The sequence below is a fragment of the Acidovorax sp. SUPP1855 genome, from assembly GCF_030158955.1.
GTDB lineage: Bacteria > Pseudomonadota > Gammaproteobacteria > Burkholderiales > Burkholderiaceae_C > Paracidovorax.
On the sequence record NZ_BQXI01000008.1, the window covers coordinates 179,191 to 191,226 of the forward strand.

Here is a 12,036-nt window from a genome sequence, read left to right on the forward strand (position 1 = left end):
GCGTGGCCCACATCCGCATACGCGCTGACCGACGGAAATCTCAATGCCCAACTTCTTCATACATCGACCCAACTTCGCTTGGGTCATCGCAATCTTCATTGCATTGGCGGGCGTACTCGCTCTGCCATCTCTACCTGTCGCTCAGTACCCCAGCGTGGCGCCTCCGCAGATTCTGATCACGTCCACGTATCCAGGCGCGTCCGCAGAAAGCATCAACACCAGCGTCACGAGCTTAATCGAAGAGGAACTCAACGGTGCCAAGGGGCTGCTGTACTACGAGTCGCAGAGCAACGGGGCCGGTGTTGCAGAAACCTACGTCACCTTCCAGCCGGGCACCAATCCGGCCCTGGCGCAGGTGGATGTCCAGAACCGCATCAAGCGTGTGGAGCCCCGCCTGCCGCGAGCCGTCACGCAACAAGGCCTGCAGGTGGAACAGGCCAGTGCCAACTTCCTGATGATCTACGCCTTGACGTACAAGGAGGGCGATAAGGATCCTGTTGGCCTGGCCGACTACGCCGCGCGCAACGTGAACAACGAAATCCGGCGCGTCCCGGGCGTGGGTCGCGTGCAGATGTTTGCAGCCGAGCGGGCGCTGCGTATATGGGTGGACCCGGCCAAGCTGGTTGGCTACGGCCTTTCTGTCGCCGACGTTGATCGTGCGATCGCGGCACAGAATGCCCAAGTGCCGGGCGGCAGCATCGGCGACCAACCCGGCCAAAAGGACCAGGAAATTTCCGCCACCATAATGGTGCGAGGACAATTGGCGTCGGTTGACGAGTTCTCGCGCATCGTGCTGCGCGCCACTACGGACGGCTCGACCGTCAAGCTGGGTGATGTTGCACGCGTGGAGCTGGGCAGTCAGGACTATCGGTTCTCGTCGCGTTTGAACGGTCGCCCGGCGGCGGCCATTGCGGTGCAATTGTCACCGGGTGCCAACGCGCTACAGACGGCCGAGGGTGTCAAGGCGCGGCTGCAGGAACTATCCACCACATTCCCGAGCGACATCGGATACAGCGTGCCCTATGACACCTCACGCTTTGTCGAGGTGGCGATCAAGAAGGTGATACAGACGCTGGCCGAGGCGATCATCCTCGTCTTTCTGGTGATGTGGTTGTTCCTGCAGAACATCCGCTACACGCTGATCCCCGCCATTGTTGTGCCGGTATCGCTGCTGGGCACGCTAGCAATGATGTTGCCCCTGGGATTTTCGGTGAACATGATGACGATGTTCGGCATGGTGCTCGCGATCGGCATCTTGGTGGACGACGCCATCGTAGTGGTCGAGAACGTCGAGCGCATCATGTCTGAAGAGGGCCTGTCTCCTAAAGACGCCACGATCAAGGCCATGAAGCAGATCAGCGGTGCCATCGTCGGCATCACGCTGGTTCTGACGGCGGTGTTCCTGCCGCTGGCCTTCATGAGCGGGTCGGTGGGCGTGATCTACCGGCAGTTCTCGGTCTCCCTGGCTATCTCCATCCTGTTCTCGGGCTTCTTGGCGCTGACCCTGACGCCGGCGCTGTGCGCCACCCTAATCAAGCCGATTCACAAAGGACACCACGACGAGAAGAAAGGCGTCTTCGGCTGGTTCAACCGGAGTTTTGGTCGCATCACTCACGGCTATGCAGCTACCACCTCGCGCCTAGTGACGCGCAGTGGGCGCGTCATGCTGGTGTACTTAGCAATCGTCGGCGTGCTGGCATTCTCCTATTGGCGCATGCCGTCAGCGTTCCTGCCGACCGAAGACCAGGGGTACATGATTACCGACATCCAGCTGGCGCCGGGTGCGACTTTGCCGCGCACGCTGGCCACAGCCGAGCAAATGGAGCAGTACCAGTCCTCGCGCCCTGCGGTGAAAGACGTGATCTCGGTACTTGGCTTCAGCTTCGCCGGCATGGGCCAGAACGCTGGCTTGGCCTTCACCATCTTCAAGGACTGGTCTGAGCGCTCCAGCGAGGAGTCCGCCATGATCGAAGTGAACAACGCCAATGGTGCTTATCAGGGAATTCAGGACGGGACGTTGTTTGCCGTTGCGCCGCCGTCTATCGAGGGCATGGGTACCTCTGCCGGTTTCTCGCTGCGCTTGCAGGACCGTGCTGGCCTTGGCCGAGAGGCTCTGTTCGCCGCCGGCGCAGAACTCATGGGTAAGGTGTACCAGTCGGGCATGTTCACCTACATCATGATCGAAGGGCTCAAGGACGCCCCTCAGTTGGACCTCAAGATCGACCGCGAAAAGGCCGAGGCGCTGGGTGTGTCCTTCGATGTCATCAATGCGTCGCTGTCTACCGCTTTCGGTTCTGCGCAGATCAATGAATTTCCCAATCAGGGGCGCATGCAGCGCGTCATCGTCCAGGCCGATCCCGGAAGCCGGGCCACCCCGGAGGCGCTGGGCAAGCTCTACGTCACCAATCGTTCCGGCAAGCTGGTCGCATTGGAGGCGTTCAGCGAAATCGGCTGGAAGACCGGACCGATGCAGATCGTCCGCTACAACGGCTATCCCAGCATCAAGTTCACTGGCAGCGTCGTACCTGGCCTCAGCAGCGGCGATGGCATGAAGGAGATTGAGCGGATCGTAGCCGAGCTGCCCAAAGGCATCGGCTACGAATGGACGGGACTTTCCTACCAGGAAAAGGCAGCGGGTTCGCAGGCACCGATGCTCCTGGCGCTTGCGTTGCTGGTCGTGTTCCTGGTGCTGGTGGCGCTGTATGAGAGCTGGAAGATTCCCATGTCGGTGCTACTGATCGTGCCGATTGGCGCTCTCGGTTCGGTCGCTGCAGCCACGCTGCTCGGTATGCCCAACGATGTCTACTTCAAGGTGGGGCTCGTAACGATCATCGGCCTGGCCGCAAAGAACGCCATCCTGATCATTGAGTTTGCCAAGGACTTGCACGCGCAGGGCAAATCGCTGACGGATTCGGCAATGGAGGCAGCGCGCCTGCGTTTCCGCCCCATCGTGATGACTTCGCTGGCCTTCATTCTGGGTGTCGTGCCTTTAGCGATCGCCACTGGCGCTGGCGCCGAGAGCCAGCGTGCCATCGGCACGGGAGTGATTGGCGGAATGCTTAGCGCCACCGTGCTTGGGGTGCTGTTCGTTCCGGTGTTCTTCGTATGGGTGCTGTCCGTCATCAAGCGGCGCGCACGCGCTCGCGTGGATGCAGCGCCGGAGGCTAAGAGAAATGCGTAATGCAAAGATCTGTCTGGTGCTAGCAGCATTCTCGCTGGCATTGAGCGCATGTTCGCTCGCGCCGATCCATAAGCAGCCGGCCACCCCGGTTCCTGCTGCATATCCGTTGCCTGCCGATGAGACCGCAGCCACGGGCGCGGCGATGCCGGATTGGGAGGATTTCATCCAGGAACCGCACCTGCGGCTACTCATCCGGTCCGCACTGATTCACAACCGTGATCTTCGCCAAGCCTTACTCAACATTGAGGCCGCCCAAGCGCAGTATCGGATTCAGCGTGCCGACAGGCTGCCTACCGTCAATGCAAATGGCGCGTTGGACCGGCAACGCATTCCCGATGCCCTGAGCCAGAGCGGGCAAGGTGGTGTGCAATCGACGTATCGCGCCGACATTGGCCTGAGTGCGTTCGAGCTTGACTTGTTCGGCCGCACGCGCAACTTGTCACAAGCGGCGCTGCAAGAGTATCTGGCCACCGAGCAGGCTGCGCGTGGCGTACGTATCAGCCTGATCGCCAACGTCAGCGAGGCTTACGTGCGCTACACCGCAGCACAGACGCGTATCGCACTGACAAGTCAGACCCTTGAGGCGCGCGAGACATCGTTGGAACTCATCCGATTGCGGCTAGGGGTGGGCACTGCTGGCGAGGTGGACTTGCAGGAGTCCATCAGCTTGGTCGAGCAAGCCACAACTGAACTGCTGCGCACACAACGGGAAAGCGAACAGGCGCGAAACGCTCTGCAACTGCTGGTTGGCGAAAACGCACTCGGTGCGACCCTGACCCCAGCATCAATCCAGGGCGCGCTGTTTCAGAACGTTCCTGCGGGCCTGCCGTCCGAACTTCTGACGCGACGCCCGGACGTCGTGGCAGCGGAACATCGTATCCGGGCGCGCAATGCCGACATCGGCGCCGCACGTGCCGCGTTCTTTCCGCGCATCACGCTGACCGGATCGCTCGGCAGCGCCAGCCCGGAACTGTCCGACCTGTTCTCGTCCGGCACCCGCGCCTGGCAGTTTCTTCCTCAGATCACGCTCCCCATCTTCGCTGCCGGCCGCAACCGGGCGAACCTGGACCTGGCGCAGATTCGCAAGGAGTCATCGATCGTCGAGTTCGAGAAAACGATCCAGATCGCTTTCACGGAGGTCGCAGATGCTCTGGTGGCGCGCTCGACGTTGCAGCAGCAGATGGCCTCACAGAGCCGGCTTGTTGCCAGCAGCGAACAAACGCTCAGGCTGGCGGAGCTTCGTTACCGTGGCGGTGTGGATAGCCACCTGCGCTATCTGGATGCCAAGCGACAGGATTTCTCGAACCGTCTGGCGTTGCTCGATACCTGGTCAGCACTTCAGGGCAGCCGCATTGGACTCTACAAGGCCCTCGGAGGCGATGAGGGACGGCTCCGATAGGCTGGCCACGCGACATTCTTTCACGGCAGCAATGGCTGATCGGAATTAACTAAGTAGCAACTATTGATTGGAGATTCTCATGATTCTAGTAACTGGCGCAGCGGGACAATTGGGCAGATCGGTCGTGGAACATTTGCTGGCGCGCGTTCCCGCGCATCGGATCGTAGCGGCCGTCCGGCATCCCGAGAAGGTCGCCGATCTTGCTGCAAGAGGCGTCGTGGTTCGTCGCGCAGATTACGATCACCCCGAGGATTGGCCAGCCGCACTGCAGGGTGTCAGGAAGGTGCTGCTCATCTCGGGGCCCGAGGTCGGCACCAGAATCCGCCATCATAGGACCGTCGTTGAGGCCGCCGCAGCGAGCGGATCGGTCTGGCTAATGGCCTACACGAGCATGCTTCGCGCTGACACGACCGAAGTTCCGTATGCGAGCGAAGACCGCGAGACCGAGCGCCTGATCCGGGAAAGCCGCGTGCCCTATGTCTTCCTGCGGCACGGTTGGTATACGGAGAATTACACGATGAACGCCGGCTATGCCGTACATGAGGGCAAGCTCTACGGCTGCGCAAAGAGCGGCCGTATTTCGGGTGCCAGTCGGATCGACTATGCCGAGGCAGCAGCGACGGTTCTTACCGCTGTGGGGCAGATCAGGCCCGTCTACGAGTTGGCCGGCGACGAGAGCTTCACGCTCTCGGAAGTTGCAGCCGAGATCTCCCGACAGTCAGGTCGTTCCGTCGAATACGTCGACCTACCGGAAGAGGACTATCGGGCGCTGCTGGAGAGCTATGGGCTTTCCAACGGGCTGTCGAGCACCTTGGCCCTTGCCGACACCGGCGCGGCCAATGGCGACGTGTACAGCGAGAGCAAAGATCTGAGCAACCTGATTGGCCGGCCCACGACCTCGCTTGCTACGGCAGTGGAAATCGCATTGGCGGGAGGGGAGCAAACATCGTGAAAACCTACCTGTTTTTGATTGTTGCGATCCTCGGAGAAGTTGGGGCAACCAGCGCGCTCAAGGCGTCAGATGGGTTCACTAAGTTGTGGCCGTCGCTATTGTCGTTTCTGGGATATGGCGTCGCCTTCTACTTTCTGTCTTTGACGCTTCGCACCATTCCCGTGGGCATTGCTTATGCGATATGGGCGGGCTTGGGCATCGTATTAATGGCGCTCATCGGTCTGGTCGCTTTTGGACAGAAACTGGATATACCGGCGATTGTCGGGATAGGACTGATCCTTGCCGGGGTCCTTACGATCAATATCTTCTCCGCCTCAGCGCACCACTAGCCAGTGGCTCATCACCGTTCAGAAAGCAGTCGTTTCAACATCACCGAGATTAGGAGAAGCCATGATTAATTTCGTCAAACTCGCGATTGCAGGGCTGGCCATAGCCGTGAGCAGTACCGCCTTCGCACAGTCGCGCGACATCGCCACCGAAGAAGCCAATCGAAAACTGGTTTTGGCGTTCTACGATCAATTCTTCAATCGACACGATACGGTCACGGCTGCGAAGGTGGTTGCTGACGGATACCGGCAACACAACCCAGAAGTCCCCGACGGCAAAGCCCCGTTCGTTGGGTACTTCACTGAGCTCTTCAAGAGCAACCCCCAATCGAAAGCGCGCATCTTGCGCAGCGCGACAGATGGAGACCTCGTTTATCTGCACGTTCACTCTACCAACGGCGCAGGCGACAGGGGCCAGGCTGTGGTGGACATTTTTCGCGTCAAGGACGGGAAGATCGTCGAACACTGGGATGTGATTCAGAACGTGCCCGAAACAACAGCGAATCAGAACACGATGTTTTGAAATGGCCTCGTGACCAACCAGTTGATCAACGCAATGTTGCGTTGATCAACTGGCTCAATCGCAGGAGGAAGTAGATGGATTTGCGCCATCTTCGATGCTTTATGGCCGTTGCCGAAGAACTTCACTTCGCTCGGGCTGCTGAACGACTGCACATCGAGCAGTCTCCGCTTTCGCGGGCGATCAAGGAACTGGAAGAGGACCTTGGCGCGCCGCTGTTTGCGAGAACAACTCGAAACACTAGATTGACCCGTGCCGGAAAACTGTTTCTCGAGCATGTTCCTCGAGTCTTTGTCGCGTTACAGCAGGCGCGAGACAGCGTAACGGCGGCAGCCAAAGGCTATCACGGTCAGTTGCGCGTCGCGCTGTCGGATGGCATTACTCCCTCGCGCCTTCCAACTCTGCTGGCGCTATGCCGGCAAGAAGATCCCGAAGTTGATATTCGGCTATTTGAGGTGCCACTGGCGCAACAGATCAAAGGATTGCATGACGATCTCTACGACGTTGGATTCGCCCAGGCTTGCGATGTGGGTGACGGACTCGTGGCTGAGCCAGTCTGGCATGACCCGCTAATGGTCGCCGTCCCAGCGCGACACCCATTGCTGGCCTACAAGCGCATCCCGTTAGACGAGGTTCTACGCTATCCCATAGTCATAGTTGACCCGCAGGCGTGTGAAGGTCTCGCCCGGCAGATTGCTAGAGTATTGCGAACAGTGGACCGAGAACCGCTGGTTGCCGAACAGGCCGCTTCGTTCGACTTGATGATGACCCTTGTCTCGGCAGGTTATGCATTGGGCTTGGCGGGCGCAGCGCAGATTGCTGCCAGCCGCGAATCTGGCGTCGTCGCCCGGCCGCTCGCCGGACGATCACCGAAGTTGACAACCTACCTTCTTCGCCTGGATTCCGAAGCATCCGAGTCGCTGGGGCGATTCATTAAGCGGGTTGGCAGTATTGACGTGCGGGAAGACGAAAAACAGACTTCCGCTGATGCCCCTACCACTCAGGATATTGAGCCATGAAGATAAGCATTCCGCTCCTGCTTGCCATGGTGCTAGTGGCCTGCGGTAAACGCGAGCCGTCCCAAACAGTCACTACGCCCGAGCCGACCGACACCGTCGAATCGCTCGCGGCTAATCCGGAACGTCTGAAAGAACTGCGTTCGCAGTGCAAGGCTGATCGCGCCAAGCTCGGCGATGCGCTATGCAATGCAGTGGCCGAGGCCACGCGCCGCCGTTTCATTGGCGATGGCAAGGTGCCGCATACGCCACCCAAAGAGCCACCGAAGTTCTGACTATTGATGGCCGGCCAAAGATCTTTGACTGGTCTTCACAACACGCTGCAATGCGACGCCGCTTGCGGCGTCTTCTTTGTCCGCGCCCCGACCATAAATCTTGCTTTCGCCTCGACCTTTGTCCTGATAACGGTCTTTGACCGGCACTGACACGACACCGAACCTCACGTCTGCGGCACGTCTTCGTGCTTGCGATGTGCAAGAGCAATTCGGAGGTCGGGGTGCAGGGAACCAGTGTGCTGTTCGGTCAGGTGATGACGGTGTTCGGCATCGTCATCGCCGGCGTGTGGGGTGCCACGCAGTGGACGGCCGCAGCCCTGGGTTATCAGCTGCGCCTTGGCTCGCCCTGGTTCGACTTCTTCGGCACGCCGATCTACCACCCGTGGCGGCTGTTCGAGTGGTGGTTTTTCTTCGATGCCTATGCGCCAAAGACCTTCGACATCGGTGGCGCCATCGCGGGCGGCAGTGGCCTCGTTGCGGTGGTCGTCGCCATCGGCATGTCGATCTGGCGCTCTCGACAATCGAAGCTGGTCACGACCTATGGCTCCGCACGATGGGCCGATGCCGCTGAGATTCGCAAGGCCGGACTGACCAGTCCAGCAGGTGTTTTTCTCGGCCTGCATGACGATCAGTACCTGCGCCACGAAGGGCCGGAACACGTCCTGACCTTTGCGCCGACGCGCTCCGGCAAGGGTGTCGGCCTGGTCGTGCCGACCTTGTTGTCGTGGCCCGCATCCGCAGTCATCCACGACATCAAGGGCGAGAACTGGAACATCACGGCCGGCTGGCGCTCGCGCTTCTCGCATTGCCTGCTGTTCAACCCGACCGATCCCAAGTCTGCTGCGTACAACCCGCTGCTGGAGGTACGACGCGGCGCACATGAAGTGCGTGACGTGCAGAACATCGCGGACATTCTGGTGGACCCCGAAGGCGCGTTAGAGAAGCGCAACCATTGGGAGAAGACTTCGCATGCGCTGCTGGTCGGCGCGATTCTGCATGTGCTGTATGCGGGCGAAGACAAGACGCTGCGCGGCGTCGCCAACTTTCTCTCTGATCCGGCGTGCCCGTTCGAGCTGACCTTGCACCGGATGATGACGACGCGTCATCTCGGCGATGTTGCACATCCCGTCGTCGCCTCAGCTGCACGCGAGGTGCTCAACAAGAGCGACAACGAACGCTCTGGCGTGCTGTCCACCGCGATGAGTTTCCTCGGTCTGTACCGCGATCCAACCGTCGCCGAAGTCACGTCACGTTGCGACTGGCGTATTGCCGACCTGATCTCCGCCGAGCATCCGGTGTCGCTATACCTGGTCGTGCCGCCGTCCGACATCAGCCGCACCAAGCCGCTGATCCGGCTGATCCTCAACCAGATCGGTCGCCGCCTGACCGAGTCGCTCGATGGGTCCGATGGCGTGGAGCGCCGCCACAAGCTGCTACTGATGCTCGACGAGTTCCCCGCGCTGGGTCGGCTGGACTTCTTTGAGAGCGCCCTGGCCTTCATGGCGGGCTATGGCCTGCGCGCCTTCCTGATCTCGCAGTCGCTCAACCAGATCGACAAAGCCTACGGCCAGAACCATTCGATCCTGGACAACTGCCATGTGCGCGTGACCTTCGCCACCAATGACGAACGCACGGCCAAACGCATTTCCGAAACACTGGGCACGGCCACCGAACTGCGCGCGCAGCGCAACTATGCCGGTCATCGGCTGGCACCGTGGCTTGGGCACTTGATGGTGTCGCGCCAGGAGACGGCGCGCCCGCTGCTCACGCCCGGCGAGGTGATGCAGCTTCCGCCGGAAGAGTCCGTGGTGATGGTTTCGGGCCATGCACCGATCAAGGCCAGGAAGCTGCGCTACTACGCCGACGCCAACTTCAAGCGCCGCGTGCTGCCACCGCCCGTGCTCGCGGTAGGCGGATACGCAGACATCCCGCCTGCTCGTTCTGACGACTGGAGTGGCTTGGCCATTGATGCCATCCGCTGTCCCGGGGCTTTCCGGTTTCGGTGAGCACGCCGATGAAGGCGGCCCGCGCCAGCAGCCGGAGTTGTCCGAGATCGCCGCCTACGCCCCCGAGGCGGAGAGCCCGGCCAGCGACTTGTCGCTACTCGATGACGACGACTTTCCGCTTCCCCTCCCAAGCCAGCTTGATCCGGCCATGCAGCGCACGGCCCGGCTGGCATCCCTCTACCCTGACGACGGAATCCAGCTATGAGCCAAGCGCGCCTCAATCTCTTTATCCGACCCGACCACGCCAAGCGCCTGGACGAACTGGCCGCCAAGAAAGGCGTGTCCAAGTCCTCCATCGTCGCGGCGGCACTGGCATCTTGGCTGTCGCCGGACGCGGGCGACCAGCGCGAGGCGGCCATCGCCAAACGGCTGGATCGCCTCTCGCGCCAGTTCGAGCGGCTGGAGCGCGACCAGAACATCCAGATAGAGACGCTAGCGCTGTTCGTCCGCTACTTCCTGACAGTCAGCACGCCGGTGCCCGAAGCGCATCAGGACGCGGCCAAGGCCCAGGGCAAGGCGAGGTTCGAGCAGTTCGTTGAACAACTTGGCCGTCACCTGCTGCGGGGGCGCAGCCTGGTACGCGACGTGGTGGACGAGCTGCAGCCGCAGGATCATCCATTGGGGGCGCGGTTGGACGACGCGGCGGTCATGACTGAAACGCGCGAGCGTGTCTCATGAGCGCCGTTCCGAAGCCCGAACCTTCATCCGCAGCGACTTCCCAGGATCGCCGCATCCGCATGCTGCGCACGGCAATGGGACCGCTGATTGCCGCCGCGCTGGACGACCCGGACGTGGTGGAGATCATGCTCAACCCCGACCGGACGTTGTGGATCGACCGGCTTTCCACCGGCCGTGCGCCGATGGGCATAGAGATGTCCGAGGCGGATGGTGAACGCATCATCCGGCTGGTCGCCGCCCATGTCGGCACGGAGGTGCACCGCGGCCAGCCGCTGCTGACCGCCGAGCTTCCCGAAACCGGCGAACGCTTCGAGGGCATCCTGCCGTCCGCAGCGCCCGGCCCAGCCTTCGCGTTGCGCAAGCGTGCCATCAGCATCATCGGCCTGGACCGCTATGTGGCTGACGGCATCCTTTCCGCCGAGCAGGCCGGCTTTCTGCGCCGCGCCGTGCGCGAACGGCAGAACATCCTGATCGCCGGTGGCACCAGCACCGGCAAGACCACGCTCGCCAATGCGTTGTTGGCCGAGATCGCCCTGACCGGCGACCGCGTGCTGGTGCTTGAAGACACCATCGAGCTGCAATGCGCGGCCCGTGACCACGTGCCGCTGCGCACCCGCGCGGGCGTGGTGTCCATGCAGGAGCTGGTGCGCGCCACGATGCGCCTGCGCCCGGATCGCGTGATCGTCGGCGAGGTACGCGGTGGCGAGGCGCTGGATCTCATCAAGGTCTGGGGCACCGGCCATCCGGGCGGCATCGCCACGATCCACGCCAGTTCCGCGCTGGGCGCGCTGCTGCGCGTGGAGCAACTGATTCTCGAAGTGGCTGTGAACCCGCCGCGCGCGCTGATCGCAGAGGCGGTCAACGTCGTGATCTACATCGCTGGCCGAGGCCGCTCGCGCCACATCGAGAGCATTGCCCGCGTGGTCGGCTTCGACGGCGTGGGCTATCACCTGGCGGATGCCCTGCAGCCGCCGCTTCCATCCCTGTCGTTTCCTTCCTCAACCACCCCTGGAGAATTGCCATGACGCACGCCCATATCCCTGCCTTCCGTACTTCCGTAAATCCGCATCCGCGACTCCACTCGCGACTCCATCCGCTTCTGCGTCCAGCACAACAAGGGCTGCTGCTGGGCATCCTGATGCTGTGCCTGGCGACGACAGCGCAGGCGGCAGGTTCCAGCATGCCCTGGGAAGGGCCGCTGACCTCGATTCTGGAATCGATCCAGGGGCCGGTGGCCCGCATCGTGGCGGTGATCATCATCATTTCCACCGGACTGGCGCTGGCGTTCGGCGACACCAGCGGCGGCTTTCGCAAGCTGATTCAGATCGTCTTCGGCCTGTCCATCGCGTTCGCCGCATCGAGCTTCTTCCTGTCGTTCTTCAGCTTCTCCGGCGGAGCCCTCGTATGAGCGTGCAGGCCGAGTTCGCACCGGGCTTCGAGGTGCCGCTGCATCGGTCACTGACCGAACCGATCCTGCTGGGCGGTGCGCCGCGCACGGTCGCCATTGCGAACGGCACGCTGGCTGCCGCCGTCGGGCTGGGCCTGCAACTGTGGATTCCCGGTTTAGTGCTGTGGATCGTCGGCCACTCGCTGGCGGTCTGGGGCGCACGGCTCGATCCGCAATTCATGGCCGTGTTCGCGCGGCATATCAAACACCGCCCGCTGCTGGACGTGTGAGGACGC

General features: G+C 61.7%; 11 protein-coding genes and 1 pseudogene. All 12 read left to right on the forward strand.

Going from position 1 to position 12,036, the window contains the following annotated elements; genetic code table 11:
- Positions 1-43 precede the first annotated feature (43 nt).
- The 12 genes and pseudogenes from AVMA1855_RS09690 (at position 44) to AVMA1855_RS09745 (ending at position 12,030) form a co-directional block, all read left to right on the forward strand.
- Positions 44-3,181 carry a multidrug efflux RND transporter permease subunit gene (locus tag AVMA1855_RS09690; RefSeq protein WP_284425539.1) on the forward strand — a complete coding sequence of 1,046 codons (3,138 nt, stop codon included), beginning with the start codon at positions 44-46 and terminating at the stop codon, positions 3,179-3,181.
- On the forward strand, positions 3,174-4,580 hold the full coding sequence (locus tag AVMA1855_RS09695) for an efflux transporter outer membrane subunit (RefSeq protein WP_284425540.1): 1,407 nt from the start codon (positions 3,174-3,176) through the stop codon (positions 4,578-4,580). Before AVMA1855_RS09690 ends, AVMA1855_RS09695 begins: the two co-directional genes overlap by 8 nt.
- A 79-nt stretch (positions 4,581-4,659) precedes the next feature.
- Positions 4,660-5,532, forward strand: coding sequence for an SDR family oxidoreductase (locus AVMA1855_RS09700; protein WP_284425541.1), 873 nt, complete (start codon positions 4,660-4,662; stop codon positions 5,530-5,532).
- Positions 5,529-5,861: a DMT family transporter gene (locus tag AVMA1855_RS09705; protein ID WP_284425542.1), complete on the forward strand. Its 333-nt coding sequence runs from the start codon at positions 5,529-5,531 to the stop codon at positions 5,859-5,861. Before AVMA1855_RS09700 ends, AVMA1855_RS09705 begins: the two co-directional genes overlap by 4 nt.
- Before the next feature lie 61 nt (positions 5,862-5,922).
- Positions 5,923-6,381 (forward strand): nuclear transport factor 2 family protein, encoded by a 459-nt coding sequence (locus AVMA1855_RS09710; RefSeq protein WP_284425543.1) that lies wholly within the window; start codon positions 5,923-5,925, stop codon positions 6,379-6,381.
- 74 nt (positions 6,382-6,455) lie between these two features.
- Positions 6,456-7,397: a LysR family transcriptional regulator gene (locus tag AVMA1855_RS09715; protein WP_284425544.1), complete on the forward strand. Its 942-nt coding sequence runs from the start codon at positions 6,456-6,458 to the stop codon at positions 7,395-7,397.
- The gene (locus AVMA1855_RS09720) at positions 7,394-7,669 is read left to right on the forward strand and encodes an EexN family lipoprotein (protein ID WP_284425545.1); all 276 of its coding nucleotides are present in this window, start codon (positions 7,394-7,396) and stop codon (positions 7,667-7,669) included. The genes AVMA1855_RS09715 and AVMA1855_RS09720 overlap by 4 nt, the downstream gene beginning before the upstream one ends.
- A gap of 221 nt (positions 7,670-7,890) precedes the next feature.
- Positions 7,891-9,880, forward strand: a pseudogene (locus tag AVMA1855_RS09725) (conjugal transfer protein TraG).
- Positions 9,877-10,353, forward strand: a complete 477-nt coding sequence (locus tag AVMA1855_RS09730) for a CopG family transcriptional regulator (RefSeq protein ID WP_284425546.1) — start codon at positions 9,877-9,879, stop codon at positions 10,351-10,353. Before AVMA1855_RS09725 ends, AVMA1855_RS09730 begins: the two are co-directional and overlap by 4 nt.
- Complete coding sequence (gene trbB / locus AVMA1855_RS09735; RefSeq protein WP_284425547.1) at positions 10,350-11,378, forward strand: P-type conjugative transfer ATPase TrbB; 1,029 nt, start codon at positions 10,350-10,352, stop codon at positions 11,376-11,378. The genes AVMA1855_RS09730 and trbB overlap by 4 nt, the downstream gene beginning before the upstream one ends.
- Positions 11,375-11,761: a TrbC/VirB2 family type IV secretion system protein gene (locus AVMA1855_RS09740; protein WP_284425548.1), complete on the forward strand. Its 387-nt coding sequence runs from the start codon at positions 11,375-11,377 to the stop codon at positions 11,759-11,761. The genes trbB and AVMA1855_RS09740 overlap by 4 nt, the downstream gene beginning before the upstream one ends.
- Positions 11,758-12,030, forward strand: coding sequence for a VirB3 family type IV secretion system protein (locus AVMA1855_RS09745; RefSeq protein WP_046977703.1), 273 nt, complete (start codon positions 11,758-11,760; stop codon positions 12,028-12,030). The genes AVMA1855_RS09740 and AVMA1855_RS09745 overlap by 4 nt, the downstream gene beginning before the upstream one ends.
- The last annotated feature ends 6 nt before the right edge of the window (positions 12,031-12,036 follow it).